The organism is Vibrio mytili (assembly GCF_049563345.1).
Classification (GTDB): domain Bacteria; phylum Pseudomonadota; class Gammaproteobacteria; order Enterobacterales; family Vibrionaceae; genus Vibrio; species Vibrio mytili.
This window is the reverse complement of the sequence record NZ_CP110482.1, coordinates 488,147-509,755: the sequence shown is the minus strand read 5'-3', so window position 1 is coordinate 509,755 and position 21,609 is coordinate 488,147. Positions and strand designations below refer to the sequence as shown.

Genomic DNA, 21,609 nt, shown 5'->3' with positions numbered 1-21,609 from the left:
TTTGCAATATCGCGCTTGCGTAAATACGACAAAATCTGCGGATTTGCGACATCATTAAATTTATTATTAAACAAAAAAAGCAGGGCTTGCACCCTGCTAAAATCCCGATATAAATCAATGTCTAATATATTTAACGACATACCCAAACCTTATCAATATTACGAAGGTTTTTGGGTATATTTATTACAAATCATTCTGCATTACATGCATTAATATTACAGAAGTTCATATTTCCAATGTAATTACATGACGGAAAGTTTAACACTCAATAACGACATTTCCGTTCGGTACACTACAGCAAGAAAGAATATATCCTTCAGCGACATCTTCATCGGTAATTCCTCCGTTATGACTCATTTCGACATCACCTTTTACTTTCTTCACTTTACATGTACCACAAATACCCATACCGCATGCTTTGGGTATTGTCAGCCCAGCTTTGGCGGCTGCGGCATGGACGGTTTCACCCGGAGCAACCTGAACTTGTTTGTCACTTTCCGTGAACATCACTTCGATAAGATCGCTATCCTGTAATAGATCCGCTTCTTCTGCTGCAATTTCTGCATCTTGAACCGCTTGTTCTTCTACCCCAGCAGGTGCTTCACCGAACGCTTCCTCATGGTAACGTTCCATGTTAAAGCCAAGTTTCACCAAGATGTTTTTCACCGCGCGCATATACGGCGTTGGTCCACAACAGAAAATTTCGCGCTCATGCAAATCTGGGGTGATCATCAAAAGCTTAATATCATCTAAATAACCGCGGTATCCGGACCAATTTTGTCCGGATTCCAAACGCTCACAGATAAGATGAAGTTGGAAGTTCGCGATGCGCGAAGACATGAACTCCAGTTCGCGATGGAAGATGATGTCGCGAGGTGTGCGCGCACTATGGACAAAGGTTACATCGACATCACTATTGGTGTCATAAATCCAGCGTGCCATTGACATCAGTGGCGTGACGCCGACTCCTCCTGACAACAAAAGTACCTTTTCAGAAGGGAAGTCAATACTATTGAAGTTCCCTACCGGTCCATGAACTGCAAGCTCGGAGCCTTCATCTAAATTGTCGTGAATCCAGTTTGAGACAAAGCCTCCTGGTACACGCTTCACGGTGATTGAAAAACTGTAAGGCACAGAAGGTGAGCTAGAGATAGTGTAAGAACGGAACACTTGTTCGCCTTCAATATCCAGTTCAAGCGTGACAAATTGTCCAGGTTTGAAGAAAAACATCGTCGGCTGATCGGCCATGAAACAAAATGTTTTGGTGTCCCAAGTCTCTTGAATGGTTTTTACGCAGCGAACAGCATGACGACCATTATCCCAAATTTGAGTTTCTACAGGTATAAAAGAGCCACTGGTGGCTAGAGAGTTAGTTGGGGTATTCATATCCGGCTTCTCCGCAACGGTTCATTTTCAAGCACTTCCAACATTGACCTAGTCGTTCTTGCTGGCACTGGTAGTATTGGGTTCCCTCCATGGGTTGTGCTTATTTTGATTAAAATGACCCTTGCTAATTGTCTATTAACGACACGGCCTTATCCAAAACAGTCACCTCAAATAAAATATATGATTCGGTGTCTTAAATAGGCATAGTCAGTGTCGCATTTAGACCACTTCTTAACCTACCAATAATGGCAGGATATCTCCGAGCCAGCCATCGACCTACTATTAGTAAGGCTGTTAGCCAAAACTAATAATAAGGCTGTTGTCCCAAACGCATGGAAGCCCCTAGTCGGGCATATCGTCCACATTTTCTGGAAGAAGATAGACAATGACACAAAACGATATTCTCAACATTAGCTACTCGAGCATCGAAGTCGCTCGAGAAGAAATGAAAAAAATGCTCAGTGAGCGACGTCCAGATTATTCACTACCGCGTCCACTGTACAATGACCCACTGCTGTTCAAAATTGATGTGGAAGAGATCTTCCAGAAAGAGTGGCTATTTGTCGGTATGACAAGTGAAGTGCCAACCAAAGGTGATTACTTTACGGTAGAAATCGCGCAGAACCCTGTGTTGATTGTCCGCGATGCCGAAGGCCAAGTGAACGCATTTCACAATGCTTGTCGTCACCGTGGCTCTCGTATTTGTTTAGAGCACAGAGGTAAAGTGGCCAATTTAGTTTGTCCTTATCACCAATGGACTTACGACACCAAAGGTAACTTATTGTTTGCCGGTACTGAAATGGGCGATGAGTTTGATATGCAAAAACATAAACTCAAACCAGTTCATTGTAAGACCGCTGGTGGCTTTATTTTTGTTTGCCTTGGTGACAATCCACCAGAATCAGACTTTGATGAGTTTCTCGCTACATTAGAAGAGTACATGGAACCGTACGACGTCGAAAACACTAAGATTGCCGTCGAGTCGAATATGTATGAAAAAGCTAACTGGAAGCTAGTTCTTGAAAACAACCGTGAATGTTATCACTGCAACGGTAGCCACCCTGAACTGCTCAATACGCTTCTGGAATGGGACGACACCAACGACCCTCGCGCAACAGAAGAATTCTTAAAATACTACGAACGTATGGCGGCGGAATGGGACGCAGAGTCGATCCCGCACGAACACAAAAAGTATGGCAGCAGAAACCGTCTTGTGCGTATGCCTCTGAAAGAAGGTAGCTCGGTCATGACGATCGATGGCGCACCGAGCTCTAAAAAGATGCTAGGTCGCATTAAAAACGACAAGTTGGGTTCACTACGTATTTTGCACCTGCCGAATTCTTGGAACCATATGCAAAGCGACCATTTTATCGTTTTCCGCGTGCTGCCGATCTCAGCTCAGGAATCTATGGTTACCACCAAATGGTTCGTTCACAAAGATGCGATTGAAGGCGTGGATTACGATCCTGAAAATCTTCGTCGTGTATGGGATGCAACTAACGAACAAGACCGTCGTTTAGGTGAAGAGAACCAACGTGGGATCAACTCTCTCAGCTACGAACCTGGCCCTTATTCGAAAACTTACGAGTTTGGTGTCATTGATTTCGTTAACTGGTACTCAGACCGAATTCAAGAAAAGCTGTAGTTAACGATCTATTGCTAACCATCTATCGTTAGCAATCTATCGTCAACAAACTGCAGATCTGCAATGCTCCACACCCACCAAAGCCCTATCACTCTGATGATAGGGCTTTTTTTCATCTTTCTGCAGTGAAACGGGACCACCGTAAGTTTTATCCCCAAAAGTGGAAAATTAAGAAAGCGCTAACGAATATCAAACAACCACACTTTTACTGTCATTCAGCGCAATTCATTTCGTTTTTTGCATACTTGAGCTCTATTAATACGAATCGATTACCATGTAGCGATTCTACACTGTTGCTTCTTTCGCTTGCAGTTGAACCTCTGACGACTCTTGTTGTGCTTCTTTGCCTTTTAGTTGCATCATTAACTGCTTCACCAAAATGGCGTAAATGAACATCATTGGCAGTCCCGCGACAACACATAACGATTTTATGGTATTTATGCCGCCGCCACTCAAAAAGACACTGAAACTGATCAGGGCTATGGCGCCAGCCCACAATAGTTTGACTTTGTTATCGGGATCACCGCTCAACGAAAGCTGGTTAGTTGTGAGCATGGAAGTCGCCACACTTGCACTCGACATGGTCGTCAGCATTAAGAAAAACTGAATCACCAAGAAAACCGTAAGAATTACACCATTGGCTGGCAGCGTTTTAATGAGTGACACCACGGCAAAAGTCAGTCCACCGTCACTCATCCATTCCTGCACTGGGTATCCACCAATAAGCTGCGCCCAAATGGCATATCCACCAAAAATAGAAATAAAGAACGCGCAACCCAGAGAGCCCATCGAGATGGTGTACAAAATCACTTCGCGAATCGTTCGACCCCGTGATATGCGGGTGATAAATAACCCCATCATGATGAGGTACGCGTAGTACCAAAACCAGTAATATTGCGTCCAGCCCTGAGGGAAACCACTCTGCTGAACTGGGTCAGTCCAAAGTGACATACGGAAAAAGCTATCCAGCATGACTCCCAAAGAGTCCGTGAAATTGTTCAGAATAAATGGTGTGTTTGTCGTAAATAACACAAACAAGGCAAAACCAATCGCCGAAATTACAGTGTAGTCCGAGACCTTATTGATCCCTTTATTGAAACCCACCAACGTAACCACAAACAAAACCGCGACAAACAGGAAGATAATCCCGCCTTGCAGCATCAAAGTATTTTCAATACCCAATAACTCAGATACACCCGTACTTAACAACGTTACCGTTAAGGCAAGCGAACTCGCAAACGCCGCCAGGGTGCCAAAGATAGCAACCAGATCAATACACTTTGCCAGTATCGGGTTGTTCCCTACCACAGGCTCACAGAGCGTAGACAGCTTTAGTGTCCGTTTCTTTTGCACATAGAAAGCATAAGCAAATGGAATGGCAGGGAAGCAATAAATCGCCCAGCCAGTAATGCCCCAATGGAAAATAGAATATGTGACTGACCATGCTGCGGCAGCATAGCTGTTTGCTTCGGCAAATAAGGGAGGAGACTGTAAGTAATACATAGGCTCTCCAATCCCCCAATAGATCAACGAAGCGCCTACCCCAGCAGTAAAGATCATCCCGCCGTAGGAGAAGTTTGAGTATTCAGGCTCGTCATCACTTAAACGGATATCACCGTATTTCGAAAACGCCAGCCAGAATAGAAAGCCCACTAAAGCTAAACTCGCTAACTGCACTAACCAACCAAACCAATGGTTTACGAAGGCCATTGCATTACCAGCCATTGCCTGAGATTGTTCAGGGAGCATGGAAGAAAAGAACAATAAAAGGATCACTAACACTATCGCGGGGATAGTAAGGCCAAAATTAAGATTCTTCATCCGTATTCCCCCACTCTGCCAACACTTTTATGTGAGCGGGTTCAATACCACAGCACCCACCAATAATGGACGCTCCGAGTTGATGCCATGTTTTTGCAAACTCTAGATATTCTTGTGGTGAGAAGGTTCTCATCTCTTGAATGGTATCATTGGCTTGGTGACCACTTTTGATAGGTGCAAAGCTGTTAGCAAAAACGCCAATAGTCAGAGCTTTTCCTGTGCGATCAAGTAGTTGGTTTACATCTTTAATGGCTTGCTCAATCACCTCAGGGACCGAACAGTTAAAGAAAACACCCGCCGCATTGGTATCTAAAAGTGCTTCAACGGCACTCGTCACCGGTTCTCCAGAACGAAGACACGACGCACTTTCCGCATCATCTTTTAAAGTGAATGAAATATAACAAGGCTTATCTGTTTTATCTAACACCGACGCGATCACCTCAGCTTCAGCAAGACTCGCTACCGTTTCGGCAAGCCAGACATCCACATATTGGTCTTGAGCATCAAACAACTCCGCACTGATTTCACGCGCTTTTTCGGCTTCAAACAGATCTGGGCGATATGAGCCAAAGGCTGGAGGAAGCGAACCTGCGACCCAGACTTCTTGCTGAGATTCTGCCGCCACTTCACGGGCAATCTTCGCAGCACTTTGCGCAAGTTCGAACCCACGCTCAGCATACAACTCATCTCCTAAATGAAAAGGGACACAGGCGTAGCTGTTGACAGTGATAATTTGTGCGCCAGCATCAATAAAACCTTGATGAGCTTGCTTCACAAACTGAGGAGATTCGATCAGTGCCTGAGCACTCCATAGTGGTTGAGAAAAAGGTGCGCCAATACGTTTGAGTTCGCGCCCCATGCCACCATCCAAAATTATTACCTTTGCCATTGTAGACTTCTGTACTGCTAAATAATCAGACTGCTATTGAATCACAATCTGCAATAAGCAAAAGTGATTCTTGCTCATTATCAACATGAAGAAAATTCATCTTAAGCCACTGCCCGGAACGCAAAGCAGACTGCATCGAAAAAGACCTCCTAATCTTGTTCATGCACAGGACCTTAGCGTAAACGTCCCTTTTAAACATGATGAGCTTTTGCATGAAAAATGTGCCTTACTATTTTGGCTGTCAGATTGTTCATTAACGCTGCAATAATGATGAGTGCAATCCCTATCAGCTGATAGTTAGAAAATTTCTCATCAAAAAACAGGATCTGCCATACCGCCGTAAACAACAGATTGGTAAATATTAGCGATGCAAGCTGGGAATTGCTTTCTGCCAATGTGTATGCTTTTGAACGTAAGAGTTGATTGGCTACTACGCACAACGATAGTCCTGACAAACATACCCACACCAATGTGTTGTCTTTGGGGTGTAGCATTATCTGCATGTCCAGTTCAGGCAAGCCTGAGATAAACAACAACGGCAGTACGCTTATAGCGGCGATAAGAAATGTCCAACTATTAAGCACAGAAGGCTTCACGTCATCTTTGCTGGCGCGAAACAAACTCACTTGTGAACCAGCACTAAAAAAGCCTGAGGCTAAACCAATCAAAAGTTCCGGCCGAAACTGAATACCTGAGACATCCCCAGTTAACATCAAAACGCCAACAAAAGTAGCCACTAAACTAAATTTCGTTTCAACCTTAATCCTTACCTTAAAAAGTAACTTTTCTAAAACGGCAATAAAGATCGGTCCCGTTGCAAAAAGTACCGAACTTTCCACCAGTGTGAGCGAATTCAATGATGCAATAAAGCAGAGTTGGCATGCTGCAATACAAAGTGCTCGAATCACAATTGGCTTGACTACTTTGCGAGACGGTAGTGGATGCTTTGCTGCCAGCACGATCGCAAACAGTAATAGTGCTGGAATGATTAAACGCAGAAACGTAAGAAGCTCCATACTCATCATTTCAGTTAGTTTTTTTAAAAGAAGACCTATCAACGACAGACTGAACGTTGAAGCAAGCATATAAGGTACAGCGTGGTTCTTAAACAAGATGATATCCTCCCTATTGGCAGGCTCATACTAGTTCAATGACAATGACGAAAAAAACGAATATATTTAAACAAACCTGTTAGAAAAGCTTACACATGAACAGAAGACCACCTTTGAAGTCTCTTTACGCGTTCGTCGCTGTTGCAGAGACCGGAAGTATGACCGAAGCCGCCAACTTACTTAGCGTAAGCCACTCGGCAATCAGCCAAGCGATAAAAAGTCTTGAGTCACTCATCGACCAACCATTGTTTCAACGCGTTGGCAGACATGTTCAGTTAAACGCCACTGGCCAAAAGTACTACAATGACATTGCCCCTGCATTGAAAACGATTGTCACTGCAACTGAAGCCGTAACTCATCAGCCTCAATCAAATCGAATTACACTTAATATGGTCAATTCACTGGCAATACATTGGTGGGTACCAAGAGTCGATAGCTTCCAACGTTACGCACCCGATGTGGATATTCGTCTCTCAAACTTAATCGGTTCTTTTGACCTAAACCAAGAAGGCATAGACGTTGCTATCATTCACGGGACAACTGACGAATGGGAAGACTACTATTGCGAAAAGCTCGGAGACGATGAACTGTTGCTAGTGTGCAATCCAGATTTATTGGATGACTTTCAGGAAGCTCCTTCCGCGGCTAAGTTATTACAACATTACCCCGCGATTTATGCGGAAAACCTTCGCAGAAAAGATGATTGGAATGTCTGGTGTCAGGGCAACTCACTCCCAGTCCCTAAGCAGCATAATTATTTGAGTTTTACCGCATCAATCCATGCGGTTCAGGCAGCAATTCGCAAATTGGGCGTTTTTGTCACGCACCGCCTATTCGTTCGCGATGAAATTAAACATGGCTTGCTAATAGAATTAGGAACTTCAGTTAAAAATCCTCACCAGGAATTTTTCTTTGTGTGCAAACCTGAGAAGCTTCGCAACAAAAATGTTCTCGCTCTAAAATCTTGGTTAAGCCGTGAGTTTAATGACGACGTTAGCCCTACTTGAGATAACCGTTAGCAACCAGGGTCTTGCTTTATCGCCATTACGCTAGAAATTGCAGCTGTCAATGAGTCAGTTGTGCGCCAACATGCGAGTTATCCGAAATCCGAAAATTGACTAAGGTAGGTAATTTACCAACAGAGCGACACCGAAACAAATCAGAACGACCCCCGCACTTCTTTCTATTATGTGTATACCTTGCTTTAGGTATGTTTGTACGCGAGGTTGTCCAATTGTGGTAGCAATCAATAAATTCCAAAGCAAAACGACAAGGAACATCCATACACCACAAGATATTTGCTGAGTTAGCGTAACTTCATTTCCTAGAATGACTGCCATAATACTCATATAAAACAATGCATTTTTTGGATTCAACAGTGCTGAATTGAGCCCCAATATCAGTTGATTCATCGCTGAGGGGACTTTCTTTTGTTCTGCATCCAAAAGAGAGTTATTTCTTTTACTTTTTAATAGCTTTGTACCAATCCACAAAAGGTAAATAGCCCCAAATATCTCAACCACTGAAAAGACGACTTGATTGTCACGAATACTCGTCCAACCCAGTATCGCTATCGCAATATAGATTGCATTTCCTAACGCAACACCAAGGCAGATATAACGACTTCCGTACAACCTGTGTCGAATTGAATGAGCTACAATTAGGAAAAAATCTTGCCCAGGACTCAATAACGCAACGAAATGCGCTAAGGCTAGCACTGGGAATGCGACGGGGAAAAGGGTTGAGAACAACATTAATGGCTACCTATAATCAAATTGTTCTCAGACTATAGTTTTTTCCGTTTACGAATTATTGTCGAAAATTGACGTAATCTGCTGATATTGTCTTGGTGTAGAAGCCGTATAGTTAACAAAAGCGCGATGAAGTTGGCTTTGATCTGAAAAGCCAACTTCAGTGGCAACATCAACGATGTTCATGCCGCATTTCAATAAAAACTTTGCCTTTTCAACACGATTGTTATTTAGAAATGACTTAGGGGTTATACCAAAACGGCTCTTGAAGTTACGGATTAGTGATTCCTTTGGTCGCCCGAATTCTTGAGAAATAATGTCTAGTGAGGAAGGTTGGGCTATGTCCCTCAATAAGCGATTTCTCACCTTATAAGCCAATTCATTGTCGTTTTCTTGATTGCGTTGCGGAGAACAGTAATGACTCAACAGATTGAACAAATGACTATTTATTTCTGCAGCCAGCTCTTGAGACCCGCATTCTATTAGTCTGCAGATTAAACCTGATAAATGAGAGTCACTTTCTACGTCAGAGAGCAGGTTTTGGTCACAAGTAAATTGAGTAACCTTATATCCATATAAGGTTGACAGCACTTCACAGCACCACTCGTTATCGACATAAAGCATATGATAACTGCGAGGCTTACCGTCAACAGGATTGCAGGCATGAACCATATTAGGCTCGATGAGAACAATATCCCCCTCATGTAGGACAATCTGCTCCTTTGGCATAGATAAGCAAGTCACGCCCGCCTCAATGATCCCAATTGACAGTTCCGTGTGGCTGTGAGCTTTGTAACCCTGAACGCTGTTATATGTGGTGCGGATAGTCAGATGTGGAAGCGCTTTGTTGAGCCAAAAATGCTGATTAATGTCACGAACAGTATTACCCACAGTAATCTCCAAATTTAACAGTTCAGTTATCGTATTTCACAGGGTCACTTCGCGCAATGGTGGAAGTGCGAATAAAGATGCAAAAATGAAGTAAAGAGTTTCGTGACACAACGAACGCCTTTTGGTAAAAACCCATCAATATGTGATGTATGGGTTTGCGTAATGGAAGGTTAGGTTACTTTCTGATGTTAAAACCCTCACCCTGTTGTACAAACTCGTTTTTAGCCAAATTCAATTAATACTGTTTTGAGCAATTTAGTTAATTGCGTTATGCTTTAAGCCTTTATTAATAGTCTTATATTATATGGTTGAATCGGAATTTAATAATTTACTCGCAGAATCTATATCCTCTCTGAAATCACCGAGTTTTACGTCTAAGTTAATCGCTTTACTCGCTTCGATAGTCAGTCATGACTGTTCCGTGATCCTCGGTCTACGTAAAGGCAAACACCCTATTTACCTTTACGATTCTATTGAAAATAACCGTGAATTGCTTTTCGACCGATACCTCACTTCCGCATTTCAAGATGACCCATTCTACAAAATGCTCACCATTGATGAGCAACAAGGTGTTTTTTCACTAAAAGACGTAGTCAAACGAGATATGGATTATCAAACATACTGTAACCAATTTTACCTACAAACTGGCTGGAAAGATGAAGTAAGTATTCTGATTAAAGTTGAATCAGATCGCTGGGTAGTTATCTATTTAGGTTGCACCCATACAAGCAATTCATTTTCGCGATCAAACGTTGAGACATTAAAATCATACTTCGCCATCATTCAATCACTATGTCAGCAACACTGGAAACAAACAGAATTCCTTCTTGCAGAACCGGTCTTTTCTCCTGAATCCTACTCAGAAAAAAGACGCGAGTTCATAGAGGGTAGCCTTGATTCTTTTGGCAGAGATTTGCTTTCAACTAGAGAAAAGCAAGTCGTTCGTTTAATCTTACAAGGGCTTGATACTAAAGAAATAGCCAAACAGTTAAACATTACTGAAGGAACGGTAAAAAATCACCGAAAGCGTATCTATGCTCAACTACGGGTGGCATCCCTCAGTGAACTTTTCCAAATTTTCCTCAACCATATTATTACCCACTAAATTAACCTATTATCCCTTTAGGGATATATCGCACATAAGTTTCTATTCTTAATCTGTATATCACATTATTCATACAGATAAGACGCTATAGATGACATTCATTCAGGAACTACAGGCGCGCGGTTTGATTGCACAAGCCAGTGATTTAGACCAAATACAGCAACAACTTAACCAGCCTCAAACGGTTTACTGCGGTTTCGATCCTACCGCAGGCAGCCTTCATATTGGACATTTAGTTCCACTCATCATGCTCAAACGTTTTCAAGACGCTGGACATCAAGCCTTAGCGCTTATTGGGGGCGCGACGGGTATGATTGGCGACCCCAGTTTTAAAGCCGTCGAGCGCAGTTTGAATACTGAAGAAACTGTAGCTGGCTGGGTCAAAGATCTTACCGTTCAAATTGAGCAATTATTGGAACCTCATTTAAACCACCCCATGACCATCGTCAATAACGCCGACTGGATGAAAGATATTAATGTCGTTGATTTTTTCCGAGATGTCGGTAAGTATTTTTCGGTCAACAATATGATCAATCGTGAGTCGGTAAAGCAACGATTACAAAGGACTGAACAAGGCATTTCATTTACAGAGTTTAGTTACAGTTTACTCCAGTCTTATGACTTTGCAGTGCTTAATCGAAACCATGGTTGCAGCTTACAAATTGGTGGCAATGACCAATGGGGGAATATCGTCAGCGGTATTGATTTAACACGTCGTCAGAATGGCGAACAAGTGTTTGGTTTAACCCTACCTTTGATAACTAAATCTGACGGTACTAAATTTGGTAAAACAGAAGGTGGAGCAGTTTGGCTCGATTCGGAAAAAACATCGCCATATATGTTTTATCAGTTCTGGTTATCTACAGAGGATTCTGATGTTTATAACCTTCTTCGATACTACACATTCTTGTCATGTGAGGAAATCGATCAGATAGAAGCTCTGGATAAGACCAATAAAGGTAAACCCAAGGCACAAAGAATTTTGGCGCAAAATATGACTCGTTTTGTTCATGGCGAATCAGGGCTACTCAGCGCAGAGCGTATTACGCAAGCTTTGTTCACAGGCAGTGTCGACAATCTGAGTTCTAATGAACTCAAACAGCTAGAGTTAGATGGTATTCCAAGCATCGAAAGCACTCAGCAGGACATTGCAGAATTGTTGATCGAATCAGGATTAGCGAAATCAAAACGCATCGCCAGAGAGCTAATCGAAGATAGTGCGATTAGTGTAAATGGTGAAAAAATAGCACCTGACAACTCACAGTTAGGTTTCCCACTATTTGATCAATACTGGTTAATTCAACGCGGTAAGAAGCATTTTTGCTTAATTAAACGCATATAAAGTAGAAAATGTAGTGCGCTCAGCTCTATCGTATGAGGGTGGAACGCATTACTTTAACTATCTCAATATTTGACTGCGTAACAACTAATTGAAGAATCCTGAAAAAGAAATGGGGGCACTTCTGAGCCAGATGTACCCGCTGTTAGGTTTTTTGGATGCAAGTAAGCCAGCATGTCACGTTTGCTTATAGTAGCATTAAGCAAACACACGCAAGCGATGCCCATCAGGATCTAATGCAACAAAGTTGATACCATATACAGACTCTTCGCGCTCTTGAGCAAAGATCACGCCTTGTTGTTTCCATTTTTCAAATAGCTTATCCAGATCAACGCGATTAGTTGCAGGAATAGAAAGCTCTGTTCCTCCACCTCGAATTGGGCTAGTTGGTGTTAACGCGTCAGCTTGTTTTAGGGTAATTTTTACGTTTTTAGCAAACTCGACCACAGCGAAAGTCGGCGATAAAAGCTTGGACTCACACTCAAATGCTCGCGTATAAAAAGCCATGCTAAGTTGAACGTTTTCTACATAAAGAACAATGGAATCAATAGTTAACATAGTTATAAATCTTCACTTTCAAATTGGATGAATTAAGTGTAACCATAAGTACTGACAGTTTTTGTCAGTAGCGAAAACGTTTGTATTCAATTCCTTCCAGGGATTCCCACTCAGAAAGTAAAGCATGACGAGAACGCGTGTATTTAGACTCAAGTTGCGAAAATGATTGGATTCTATCGAGACGGAAATTACGGTAATCGTTTCGTGTTTCGCACCATGCAACCAAAATATTGTGTTGCTCAAACATACCTATAAGTATGGGCCACACAACCCTTTTGCTTATCAGTCCTTTTGCATCTTCGTAATGTATTTCTGCTTTATGTCCTTTCTGTATCGTTGTTTTCAACTCGGCTAGCTTAACTGTCAGTTTTGGTACTTTGAAAGCTGAAGCAACTCTAATGACACTCTCAGTATGCTTAGCTTCATGCTCAGGAGGCAAAACGGCTGAAATTTTAGCAAGAGCATTTATAGCGGCTTCACTAAACTCTCCGTTTGCTTGCTTTACCACCCATTCCGCTCCTAATCTAAGGGCTTCAAGCTCTTCTAAGCTAAACATCATCGGTGGTAAATCAAAGCTCGGCTTTAAAATATAGCCAAGCCCAGCTTCTCCCTCGATCTCTGCGCCTTGTGCTTGCAAAGTTGCGACATCTCGATAGATTGTTCTAACGCTCACATCTAGCCTATTAGCTAGCTCCTCAGCTGAAACTGGATATCTATAGCGTCGAAGTAGTTGGAGTAAATCTAGTAGGCGTTGGCTTCGGGACATAACAAAATCCATAAAATAACGAATACATATAATGCACTAAGAATCAATCCGCCGGTCTGTTCAATAATACTTTGTGTGAGCGGCCCATTGATTTGAGTCATTCACTTACTTGAATCTCGAAACATACAATGGGGTATTTTCGAATTACAAACCACCAGTTAAATCCAAATAGCTGCCCGTTGAAAATGTCGATTTATCAGAAGCTAACCAATAAATTTCATCGGCGACCTCTTCAGGCGAGCCTCCGCGCTGAAGTGGAATTTTGTTTTTTAGTCTCTCAATCCGGTCAGGTTCTCCACCGTCAGCATGCATATCTGTGTAAATTAGTTTCAGAAAGGTATCATCATGGGGCATTGTTTAGCTATAAATATAACTCATAAAAGAAAGGCTCCCAACGAACTACGTGAGGAGCCCTTACGCGTTATGCTATTGCCACTGTTAAACGTGGCACTGGCTTGTCATTGATTGGAAGATGAATCAACGCAGCAATAAATGCCAGGACAGCCGCTGACCACCAAATTGGATCATAAGACCCATAATAATCATAGATACGACCACCAATCCAGGCCCCCAAAAAGCTGCCGACTTGGTGAGTGAAAAACACCAAACCATATAGCGTCGACAGGTAACGAGCTCCAAAGATTTGACGGACTAAACCAGATGTCAGTGGCACCGTTCCTAACCAGCAAAAACCGATGGCAGCACCGAAGATAAGAGCAGTTTGCTCGGTAATAGGCAGTGCGAGAAACGCGCCGATCACCACCGTGCGCATCACATACAACGCAAACATCATGTAACACTTGCTAAAGCGATCTGCCATTACACCCCAGAAATATGAGCCAAGGATGTTAAATATACCAACGTAAGCCAACGCCAGTGCCGCGGTTGATGCCGGTAGGTTTTTGTCCGCCAAATAACTAGGAAGATGAGTTGCGATAAACATCACATGAAAACCACATACAAAAAAACCAGCATGAATCAACCAGTACCCTTTGTGTGCAAACGCTTCTTTTAAAGCCTCTTTTAACGTTTGTTTGCCTTCATGAACATGGTTGTTAGCTGTGCTTGAATTCCGCTTTGCCGTATTCATGAATAATGCAAACAACACCATAAAACTGCACAGTAGCGCAAAGATTTGCATTGAACTTTGCCAACCAGAAGCACTCAACAATGCTTGTGCACCCGGAATCATAGCAAACATGCCGAATGACCCCGCGGCCGTAGTCAAACCGAAAGCTTTAGCTGCATGTTGCGCTGGTACCACTTTCGCCACGGCACCCAGTACGATAACGTAGCTAGTAGCACTTAAGCCAAGACCAACCAGCACACCTAACGAAAGGTACACCATAGTCGACTCAGCGGTGATAGAAGTTAAGTACAGACCTAGGGCGTAAGAGATAGCCCCTAAAATAATGATACGTTTCGCCCCCCAACGGTCGGCAGCCATACCGACAAATGGCTGGAAAGCTCCAAACAGTAAGTTTTGCAATGCGATAGCAAAGCTGAAGAACTCTCGTCCGGTTTGAAAGTAGTCGGATATTGGTGTCATGAAGATACCAAAGGATTGTCTGATCCCTAGACTGGTAATCAAAATACCAATACCTAGCCAAACAAGAAGTGGAAATCGAAAAATAATCATAAATCGCTCTTATTAATAAGTGTGGTGCTGAGAATGGCATTCCTTGCCACTCATGGATTCGAGACCACCACAGGTAGTAGACTTCACTGTCACTATTGCCAATAACCTTGAAGAGTTATAGGCAAAGATTAATAACAGTCACAAAATGTTATCCTCAGGTAACAAATTCATCCAGACTGTAAAGCGGATTATGTAGTGACACAAATGATTAAAAGTGAATTTATTTATGCAAGTTATGCATAAATATCTAAGCGTCGAGAAAGTAGCATCCGTAGGATAGATAGGATATAGAATTATGCTTCATTCCAACTTTTTGTGTGGTGAATTTACCCACCTCATATTCAGTTGTTATTCACTTTTTTCATCTAGCGTTCAAAACGATGCATTATTTAAACACCATCTTCGCCTAACAACTCCTACGCTTTTACCAAGTAATACAATAACCACCGCTCCAAGGAGAACCGGAGTAACCAAAAATCCCCAACTTTGCCCTGATAGCATGATTAGCAATGGATTTGCGCCTGCGGGTGGATGAGTCGTTTTAGTGACGAGCATCAGGCTAACGGCGATTCCTGTTGCTATGGCTAAATATATAGGCGTCACACCAATAAACTGAACAAAGAATACGCCAACGAAAGCCGTTAACAAGTGCCCCAGTATTACGTTTTTCGGCTGCGCTAGTGGACTATCCGGTACACCAAACACGAGCACTGTCGTGGCTCCAAACGGTGCCATCAATAGCGCTAAATCATAAAAAGTATGATCTAAGTAAGACAGTGTCCCAATAGCAATGCTTGCTCCAACCCCAGCAATAAGCGACAAAATAATATTATTCATATTTACTCTTCTCTCCATAAAAGTAGACCACTCTGTCTACCTTACAATGGTAGACAGAGTGGTCTACTTGTGTCAACATAATTTTATAGGAGAACGCATATGAGTAAAAAACGTCAGATTTTAATCGATACAGCGTTAGCGCTTTTTTATCAAAACGGAATTAATTCCATCGGTATTAATGAAATTCTGAAATCTTCGGGAGTAGCAAAAAGAACGTTGTATACGGACTTTGATAGTAAAGAGGCCTTGATCTTGGCGGCGTTACATCAACGTCATACGCATTTTATCGACTGGTTAGAAAGTAAGTTATTGGGTTCTGAGTCTGACAGCGACTTAATTAAAAATTTATTCAATGGGTTAGAGAGCTGGTTTAACAGTAAAGAAACGATGCTGGGCGATTTTAGAGGGTGTTTTTTCATCAACACATCTGCAGAGTTTAGTGATACCGATAGCGAAATTTCTCGTTTTTGTAACCAACATAAACAACACGTACGTCGAGTTATTCAAAAACACCTTTGTAGTAAAGACCCTTTATTATTGGAGTCGATATGTGTGCTAAAGGAAGGCGCTATTACAACGGCCTATATGACTGGGGACAGCCATACTGTAGTAACACATTGTCTTGAAATACTAGAAGTGCTTCAGGAAGGTATGCGACAGCGTAAAGGCAAATGAAGCGCCGATAATGCTTATACTCAAGTGACATCGAGATGTAAGATTCAGAGCTTCATCAACGAGTTCAGTTCGCGCTAAATAACGGTAGGAATGGTGATTCCCTTGCAACATTATTTAGTACAGAAATGGGCTCGCTGAAGAGCTCCCAAAGGGCGAGCTCCTTACTTCGCAGTTCAATTAGGCGCTCTTATGCTGTGCTACTGCTTTCTACGTAGAATGACAATGTATTCAAATCAGAGCCTTGCCTAAGAGCGAATAAAATCTCGCTGAACACGCATTTTGAAGTTACTGAATATCTCTACCTAAACGACTGGTTGTTTTTAAATGATTCTTAGACCGGCGATGCAACTAACGGCGAAAATTACGATTGCGTGAAGAACGTTCTTTATGTGCAGAGGCGGCTTTGGCTTGTGACTTCAAGATGGAGTCAACCGTCAGTTCCAGTGGCTCTTTTGGTTTTAAACCATGAGGAAACGTACGAGCACGAGGTGGTAAGTCATACTCTTCGCTAGAGGCGCGTGGCATACGCTTAAAACGATATAAGTAAAAGTTCTCCAGTTTTTCTCTCGCCCAATCGGTTTTCTTCAAATACTTCACACTACTCGCAATTGATGGATTGGTATGAAAGCAGTTAAAACGCATTGCGGTATCTAAAATGTCCCATCCATAAAAATCAACCAGCTCTTGCAGCATAGTTTCTAGCCCAAGCCCGTGTAATGGATTATTTTTTTGTAATTCTATTCTTTCTTCATCAGTCATCATAACGAGTTCCTAATAAGCTAACTAACCGAGTGCTTGGGTTGTAGGGATTCTGATCTTAACTCAGTATTACTTTATACCGAAAATCAACAGGGTGCGGATTCTAACAGAAGTAAGTTTGTTTCCCTAATTTGAAATAGTGTAGCTGAAATCGGAACTATAATTTCGCCATTTGTCTTCCTTACACTATTGCTCTCAACGCTGTCAACGCTGTCAACGCTGTCAACGCTGTTTAGCATGACTAAAACCATAGTAGAACAAAGTCTTATACGTAGCGCGGGGTTGTAAAATTGATTCCGGTTCGTTACGGTCACTTTACTGTAGTCAGAAATAAGGTGACCCACGAATGGATACTGTAGACAATGAGTTAGACGTCGATATAGGAAAAAAGCACATCGTTGTGCAACGTCGCTATGAAGCGTTGGGCGCATTCAATGATTTATTGATCGCTATTTGGTTTTTGATCGGCAGTTTTTTCTTTTTAAATGATTCGTTAATAGAAAGTGGGACTTGGTTATTTATTGTTGGGAGTGCGCAACTCATTATTAAACCACTACTCAAGCTCTCCAGTCTCATCCATGTTGGAAGACTTATCGCGCATCCAGACAAATAAGGGGGCGCACTATTTTGAGTTCTGAGGTAAAGATGATCCCAGTCGACACGTCCTTTGTTTCGGGCGTCGCACTATCTGAAATCGATGGTGAAAAAAAGATTCTGCTAATGAAGCGCGTGAAAGGTGGTTATTGGTGCCATGTAGCAGGCTCAATAGAGCAAGGTGAAACAGGGGTCGAAGCGATTGTTCGAGAGTTTTACGAAGAAACTCAAATTCAGGTCACCAACCTATACAATGCGCAATTTATCGATCAGTTCTTCGAGCCTCACGTGAATGTCATAGAGCTTATTCCTGTTTTTGTCGTGATGTGCCCTCCAAACCAAAAAGTGGTTCTAAACGAGGAGCATACCGACTATAAGTGGTGCTCTCTTGAAGAAGCTCTAGAACTTGCGCCTTTTCCCAATCAACATGCAGTATTTAAGCATGTGTGGTCATACTTTGTTGAAAGAGCAATACATCCCCTCTATCGAGTTAGTATTGACCAGCTTAATTCGTCTGCCTTTGGCGCAGAGTAACATCTCATAGATAACAAACCACACCATCCCACACAAAATGGGAATACTCAATGACGAAGGAGAAATGGTGGAAGTTTGGTAATAACCGCTATTTCTGTGTATGCCCTATTCGGTTTATATTTCAAACATTAGTTTTGCAAACTTCAGATGGCCAAACGCCTTAACCTGCGACTACCCATTATGAGAAGACAAATTGACAACTGACTGCAATTATATGAAAGTAGCTGTATGAAATTTAATCCGATGCCACTTAACCAACGAATTATCATCATTCCTTAGGAATGGTGGGATGTGTTGTGCTTTGGATAAATCAACCCCACCCTAGAAGGTGGGTTTTCTTTTTCTGCCTTTTGGGAATTAGACTCTTGGAGGGATTTAAATGAAAAAGGTAGCAGTTTTTGGAAAACCGGGTAGCGGAAAATCGACAGTAAGCAAAGCACTAGCGTCAACTATGGGTTTACCGCTTCATCAACTAGATTCCATCGTTTACAAACCCAACGGTGAACTTGTAGATCGAGAAGAGTTTGATTTTGCCCACAACGAAATCATTCGATCAGATGCTTGGATCATCGATGGTTTTGGTCCCATAAGTTCCTTTTATGAACGTCTGGCGGCCGCAGATACGCTCGTTTACATAGACCTACCATACTCGGTAAGTTATTGGTTTGTAACTAAGCGCTTTCTTAAAGGGCTCTTTATAAAGCCAGAGGGTTGGCCTGATGGAAGCTCAGTATTCAAAGGGACGCTTAATAGTTATAAGACCCTTAAGTTGTGCCCTAGGTTCTGGAACGATGACTTCACATCTCAACTTATCGAATACTCTAGTAGTAAAAATGTCTACATAATCAAAACCGTGTCTGAATTGAATGGTTTTACTCTCACGCAGTGAATAATGCGTATTCAAAGCATTCTAAAGGCACTTAGAAAACATAACGTTTTTGATATGTGTCAGGTTAAATAACGACGATTGAAAGGTTTGTTGTAAGTGACGTGCGAAAAATCGGTCATTTGAATGAGATAAGGGCAGAGAGTACGACACCATTCTTTACGGTAAATAGAACGACTCTCCCCCGTCCTTCAATAATATATGTCGATGTTTTGGTCATTGGGGTAAGCGTTGAGCTCCCCAATGAACGACATTTTCAATATCTGGTAACAAAATACCTTTTTGCTCCATAGAAAAGATGAGCTTCGAAAAACGATCGCGTTGAATGCTATCGACCGACTCTAACCACTTATCAATGCTATTTTTTACACTATCAACATCATGACCAGTACACTCAATCCCAATTTGGTCAAGATCAGTGATTAAATCATCCATATCGACTAGATCTACATGCATCATAACTCTATTCTCCTACCTAAATAAGGGGGGATTCCCTCCCCCCAACAAAACAATATGGCTGTGATCCTAGATTCCGTCACAGCGCATATTCGCTCATAACGTATTGTGCTCAAGAAGCATTGCATTTAAAAAACATTGTTTTCAAGAAAATTGTGTTCGCAACTTACTCATTTTGAAAACGTTGCAATTACGCTTTTCTGTAAAGGTGGCTTTCTGATTTAAGCCCCTTATATAAGCTCCAGCACATTAATACCAATACAAGAGTAAACGGTAAACCAGTCGTAATCGCACCCGCTTGCAATGCCGTTAATGCCTCTGAGCCACCGCCAAGTAACAGTGCGATGGCAATCAGACCTTCAACCACAGCCCAAAATACGCGCTGACCCACTGGCACATCTTCTTTACCACCCGCTGTGATACTATCGATTACTAGAGAACCAGAGTCCGATGATGTAACAAAGAAGACCAGCACAAGCAAGATACCAACAACCGACAACAGTGTTGAGAACGGCAAGTTATCAAACATTTGGAACATCGCTAGGGATACATCACTGATACCGTTTGCAAGCTCACCTACACCACTTGTCGTTTGTTCCAGTGCCGTACCACCCATAACACTTAACCACACCATAGTGACGAGTGTTGGGATGAGCAAAACAGCAGTCACAAATTCACGAACGGTACGCCCTTTTGACACTCTGGCGATAAACATACCAACAAATGGTGACCAAGATACCCACCAAGCCCAGTAGAACACTGTCCAGCCATGGAACCAATCAGAATCTTCTCGACCGATCCAATTTGATAACGGAATAAAGTTACCGACATAGCCCGAAGCAATATCGCCAAAGGTATTGGCGATCGATAACGTTGGACCAACAACCACAAGCAATGCAACTAAGCCAGCTGCAATCAGCATATTAATGTTACTCAGTATTTTCACACCACCATCAAGGCCACGTGCAACTGATACCACGGCGATACCAGTTACAGCAACGACAAACGCAATTTGGGTAGAAATACCGCTAGAGACACCAAATAAATGGCTAAGACCAGCTGCGGCTTGTTGAGCACCAAACCCTAAAGAGGTGGCAAGACCAAAAATGGTGGCGAGAACCGCAAGAATATCGATGAAATTACCAATCGTACCCCAACAGCGTTCACCCAAAAGAGGGAAAAAGGCGGAGCGAATGGTCAATGGTAATCCCTTGTTATGGGCAAAGAAGGCCAACGCTAGTCCAACAACGGCATAGATGGCCCAAGGATGGAGACCCCAGTGATAGATCGTCGCACTTAGCGCCATTTTTCTCGCTTCTTCGGTGCTTGCTTCCACATTAAGAGGCGTGCCATACCAGTCGGTATAATAAGCAACAGGTTCCGCAACACTCCAGAACATGAGCCCGATGCCCATACCTGCTGCAAACAGCATACTAAACCATGAAAGTCGAGAAAACTCTGGTGCAGCACCTACACCACCTAAACGTATTTTACCCAGTGGTGAGACCAGTAAAAACAAACAGAAAACGACAAAGATGTTACAGCCAACGATGAAGAACCAGTCAAAGTTGGTGATAGACCAAGTTCTTGCCGCCATCAACGCATCTTTTGACCCTGCAGGAAACAAAAGAGTCAAAATGATGAATAATAAAATTAACGTAGCACTGATACCAAACACAGGGTTGTGTATGTCCATCCCCCACAGTTTGACATTGTCTTGCCCTGCACAATAATCTGTTTCATATTTTACATCATTGACGGGTTTATATTTTCGTCGACTACTGACTATGCTTTTCATACGATCCCTCTTTAAAAATTAGTACCAATTCCAGGCATTCAACTATCAGGAATACGCAGAAAAAACGGCTTCTGGCGAGAAGAAATGTTCCATAACTGATCGATTTAGTTAGAAACATCCACACCCTGCTTGATGCTATTTTTTACCAGCAAAAACGATGAAGTCATG

Annotated in this window: 21 protein-coding genes and 1 pseudogene; 8 read left to right on the top strand and 14 right to left on the bottom strand. The window is 42.4% G+C overall.

Annotated elements, in window-relative coordinates; translation table 11 throughout:
- Positions 1 to 258 precede the first annotated feature (258 nt).
- Positions 259 to 1,386, bottom strand: coding sequence for a hybrid-cluster NAD(P)-dependent oxidoreductase (locus ONE56_RS15905; RefSeq protein WP_041154557.1), 1,128 nt, complete (start codon positions 1,384 to 1,386; stop codon positions 259 to 261).
- 385 nt (positions 1,387 to 1,771) lie between these two features.
- Here ONE56_RS15905 and ONE56_RS15900 point away from each other — a divergent pair, with 385 nt between their 5' ends.
- Positions 1,772 to 3,031, top strand: a complete 1,260-nt coding sequence (locus ONE56_RS15900) for an aromatic ring-hydroxylating oxygenase subunit alpha (protein ID WP_041154556.1) — start codon at positions 1,772 to 1,774, stop codon at positions 3,029 to 3,031.
- Between the two features lie 285 nt (positions 3,032 to 3,316).
- Here ONE56_RS15900 and ONE56_RS15895 read toward each other — a convergent pair whose 3' ends face one another.
- The 3 genes from ONE56_RS15895 to ONE56_RS15885 form a co-directional block, all read right to left on the bottom strand.
- Positions 3,317 to 4,852, bottom strand: a complete 1,536-nt coding sequence (locus ONE56_RS15895; protein WP_423841034.1) for a BCCT family transporter — start codon at positions 4,850 to 4,852, stop codon at positions 3,317 to 3,319.
- Positions 4,839 to 5,741 carry a homocysteine S-methyltransferase family protein gene (locus ONE56_RS15890; RefSeq protein ID WP_423841033.1) on the bottom strand — a complete coding sequence of 301 codons (903 nt, stop codon included), beginning with the start codon at positions 5,739 to 5,741 and terminating at the stop codon, positions 4,839 to 4,841. Before ONE56_RS15890 ends, ONE56_RS15895 begins: the two co-directional genes overlap by 14 nt.
- 191 nt (positions 5,742 to 5,932) lie before the next feature.
- Positions 5,933 to 6,853 (bottom strand): DMT family transporter, encoded by a 921-nt coding sequence (locus ONE56_RS15885; protein WP_331438842.1) that lies wholly within the window; start codon positions 6,851 to 6,853, stop codon positions 5,933 to 5,935.
- Between the two features lie 95 nt (positions 6,854 to 6,948).
- Here ONE56_RS15885 and ONE56_RS15880 point away from each other — a divergent pair, with 95 nt between their 5' ends.
- Entirely contained in the window at positions 6,949 to 7,860 is a 912-nt protein-coding gene (locus ONE56_RS15880; protein ID WP_041154553.1) for a LysR substrate-binding domain-containing protein, read from the top strand.
- A 111-nt stretch (positions 7,861 to 7,971) separates the two neighbouring features.
- Here ONE56_RS15880 and ONE56_RS15875 read toward each other — a convergent pair whose 3' ends face one another.
- The gene (locus ONE56_RS15875; RefSeq protein ID WP_041154552.1) at positions 7,972 to 8,607 is read right to left on the bottom strand and encodes a LysE family translocator; all 636 of its coding nucleotides are present in this window, start codon (positions 8,605 to 8,607) and stop codon (positions 7,972 to 7,974) included.
- A 48-nt stretch (positions 8,608 to 8,655) separates the two neighbouring features.
- Entirely contained in the window at positions 8,656 to 9,495 is an 840-nt protein-coding gene (locus ONE56_RS15870) for an AraC family transcriptional regulator (protein WP_423841032.1), read from the bottom strand.
- Between the two features lie 304 nt (positions 9,496 to 9,799).
- On the opposite strand from ONE56_RS15870, the gene ONE56_RS15865 reads away from it, so the two are divergent.
- Both ONE56_RS15865 and tyrS read left to right on the top strand, forming a co-directional pair.
- Positions 9,800 to 10,600 (top strand): response regulator transcription factor, encoded by an 801-nt coding sequence (locus ONE56_RS15865; protein ID WP_423841031.1) that lies wholly within the window; start codon positions 9,800 to 9,802, stop codon positions 10,598 to 10,600.
- Positions 10,601 to 10,691: 91 nt separating this feature from the next.
- Complete coding sequence (gene tyrS / locus ONE56_RS15860) at positions 10,692 to 11,942, top strand: tyrosine--tRNA ligase (RefSeq protein ID WP_423841030.1); 1,251 nt, start codon at positions 10,692 to 10,694, stop codon at positions 11,940 to 11,942.
- Positions 11,943 to 12,137: 195 nt separating this feature from the next.
- Here tyrS and ONE56_RS15855 read toward each other — a convergent pair whose 3' ends face one another.
- The 5 genes and pseudogenes from ONE56_RS15855 to ONE56_RS15835 form a co-directional block, all read right to left on the bottom strand.
- On the bottom strand, positions 12,138 to 12,497 hold the full coding sequence (locus ONE56_RS15855) for a VOC family protein (RefSeq protein WP_331438838.1): 360 nt from the start codon (positions 12,495 to 12,497) through the stop codon (positions 12,138 to 12,140).
- A gap of 64 nt (positions 12,498 to 12,561) precedes the next feature.
- On the bottom strand, positions 12,562 to 13,263 hold the full coding sequence (locus ONE56_RS15850) for a helix-turn-helix transcriptional regulator (RefSeq protein ID WP_423841029.1): 702 nt from the start codon (positions 13,261 to 13,263) through the stop codon (positions 12,562 to 12,564).
- A 144-nt stretch (positions 13,264 to 13,407) separates the two neighbouring features.
- Positions 13,408 to 13,590 (bottom strand): annotated as a pseudogene (locus ONE56_RS15845) (SDR family oxidoreductase); the annotation flags it as partial.
- Positions 13,591 to 13,684: 94 nt separating this feature from the next.
- A complete protein-coding gene (locus ONE56_RS15840; protein ID WP_423841028.1) occupies positions 13,685 to 14,902 on the bottom strand; it encodes an MFS transporter in 1,218 nt (405 codons plus the stop codon).
- Between the two features lie 372 nt (positions 14,903 to 15,274).
- Positions 15,275 to 15,739, bottom strand: a complete 465-nt coding sequence (locus ONE56_RS15835) for an HPP family protein (RefSeq protein ID WP_331438835.1) — start codon at positions 15,737 to 15,739, stop codon at positions 15,275 to 15,277.
- A gap of 99 nt (positions 15,740 to 15,838) precedes the next feature.
- Here ONE56_RS15835 and ONE56_RS15830 point away from each other — a divergent pair, with 99 nt between their 5' ends.
- The gene (locus tag ONE56_RS15830) at positions 15,839 to 16,414 is read left to right on the top strand and encodes a TetR/AcrR family transcriptional regulator (protein ID WP_423841027.1); all 576 of its coding nucleotides are present in this window, start codon (positions 15,839 to 15,841) and stop codon (positions 16,412 to 16,414) included.
- A gap of 348 nt (positions 16,415 to 16,762) precedes the next feature.
- Here the strand turns inward: ONE56_RS15830 and ONE56_RS15825 are convergent, their stop codons facing one another.
- Positions 16,763 to 17,176, bottom strand: coding sequence for a VF530 family DNA-binding protein (locus tag ONE56_RS15825; protein ID WP_041154544.1), 414 nt, complete (start codon positions 17,174 to 17,176; stop codon positions 16,763 to 16,765).
- Between the two features lie 343 nt (positions 17,177 to 17,519).
- Between ONE56_RS15825 and ONE56_RS15820 the strand changes: the two genes are divergently transcribed.
- The 3 genes from ONE56_RS15820 (at position 17,520) to ONE56_RS15810 (ending at position 19,190) form a co-directional block, all read left to right on the top strand.
- Entirely contained in the window at positions 17,520 to 17,786 is a 267-nt protein-coding gene (locus ONE56_RS15820) for a YrhK family protein (RefSeq protein ID WP_041154543.1), read from the top strand.
- A 32-nt stretch (positions 17,787 to 17,818) separates the two neighbouring features.
- Positions 17,819 to 18,301, top strand: coding sequence for an NUDIX hydrolase (locus tag ONE56_RS15815; protein WP_331438833.1), 483 nt, complete (start codon positions 17,819 to 17,821; stop codon positions 18,299 to 18,301).
- A 379-nt stretch (positions 18,302 to 18,680) separates the two neighbouring features.
- Complete coding sequence (locus ONE56_RS15810; RefSeq protein ID WP_423841026.1) at positions 18,681 to 19,190, top strand: adenylate kinase; 510 nt, start codon at positions 18,681 to 18,683, stop codon at positions 19,188 to 19,190.
- Positions 19,191 to 19,403: 213 nt separating this feature from the next.
- Here the strand turns inward: ONE56_RS15810 and ONE56_RS15805 are convergent, their stop codons facing one another.
- Both ONE56_RS15805 and ONE56_RS15800 read right to left on the bottom strand, forming a co-directional pair.
- Positions 19,404 to 19,646: a hypothetical protein gene (locus ONE56_RS15805; RefSeq protein WP_041154540.1), complete on the bottom strand. Its 243-nt coding sequence runs from the start codon at positions 19,644 to 19,646 to the stop codon at positions 19,404 to 19,406.
- A 187-nt stretch (positions 19,647 to 19,833) separates the two neighbouring features.
- Positions 19,834 to 21,441 (bottom strand): BCCT family transporter, encoded by a 1,608-nt coding sequence (locus tag ONE56_RS15800; protein WP_041154539.1) that lies wholly within the window; start codon positions 21,439 to 21,441, stop codon positions 19,834 to 19,836.
- Between the last annotated feature and the right edge of the window lie 168 nt (positions 21,442 to 21,609).

Bases quoted from the DNA above. Each gene is read 5' to 3' on its own strand.
- ONE56_RS15905 (WP_041154557.1), bottom strand. From the start codon at position 1,386: ATGAATACCCCAACTAACTCTCTAGCCACCAGTGGCTCTTTTATACCT.
- ONE56_RS15900 (WP_041154556.1), top strand. From the start codon at position 1,772: ATGACACAAAACGATATTCTCAACATTAGCTACTCGAGCATCGAAGTC.
- ONE56_RS15895 (WP_423841034.1), bottom strand. From the start codon at position 4,852: ATGAAGAATCTTAATTTTGGCCTTACTATCCCCGCGATAGTGTTAGTG.
- ONE56_RS15890 (WP_423841033.1), bottom strand. From the start codon at position 5,741: ATGGCAAAGGTAATAATTTTGGATGGTGGCATGGGGCGCGAACTCAAA.
- ONE56_RS15880 (WP_041154553.1), top strand. From the start codon at position 6,949: ATGAACAGAAGACCACCTTTGAAGTCTCTTTACGCGTTCGTCGCTGTT.
- ONE56_RS15875 (WP_041154552.1), bottom strand. From the start codon at position 8,607: ATGTTGTTCTCAACCCTTTTCCCCGTCGCATTCCCAGTGCTAGCCTTA.
- ONE56_RS15865 (WP_423841031.1), top strand. From the start codon at position 9,800: ATGGTTGAATCGGAATTTAATAATTTACTCGCAGAATCTATATCCTCT.
- tyrS (WP_423841030.1), top strand. From the start codon at position 10,692: ATGACATTCATTCAGGAACTACAGGCGCGCGGTTTGATTGCACAAGCC.
- ONE56_RS15855 (WP_331438838.1), bottom strand. From the start codon at position 12,497: ATGTTAACTATTGATTCCATTGTTCTTTATGTAGAAAACGTTCAACTT.
- ONE56_RS15850 (WP_423841029.1), bottom strand. From the start codon at position 13,263: ATGTCCCGAAGCCAACGCCTACTAGATTTACTCCAACTACTTCGACGC.
- ONE56_RS15840 (WP_423841028.1), bottom strand. From the start codon at position 14,902: ATGATTATTTTTCGATTTCCACTTCTTGTTTGGCTAGGTATTGGTATT.
- ONE56_RS15835 (WP_331438835.1), bottom strand. From the start codon at position 15,739: ATGAATAATATTATTTTGTCGCTTATTGCTGGGGTTGGAGCAAGCATT.
- ONE56_RS15830 (WP_423841027.1), top strand. From the start codon at position 15,839: ATGAGTAAAAAACGTCAGATTTTAATCGATACAGCGTTAGCGCTTTTT.
- ONE56_RS15825 (WP_041154544.1), bottom strand. From the start codon at position 17,176: ATGATGACTGATGAAGAAAGAATAGAATTACAAAAAAATAATCCATTA.
- ONE56_RS15820 (WP_041154543.1), top strand. From the start codon at position 17,520: ATGGATACTGTAGACAATGAGTTAGACGTCGATATAGGAAAAAAGCAC.
- ONE56_RS15815 (WP_331438833.1), top strand. From the start codon at position 17,819: ATGATCCCAGTCGACACGTCCTTTGTTTCGGGCGTCGCACTATCTGAA.
- ONE56_RS15810 (WP_423841026.1), top strand. From the start codon at position 18,681: ATGAAAAAGGTAGCAGTTTTTGGAAAACCGGGTAGCGGAAAATCGACA.
- ONE56_RS15805 (WP_041154540.1), bottom strand. From the start codon at position 19,646: ATGATGCATGTAGATCTAGTCGATATGGATGATTTAATCACTGATCTT.
- ONE56_RS15800 (WP_041154539.1), bottom strand. From the start codon at position 21,441: ATGAAAAGCATAGTCAGTAGTCGACGAAAATATAAACCCGTCAATGAT.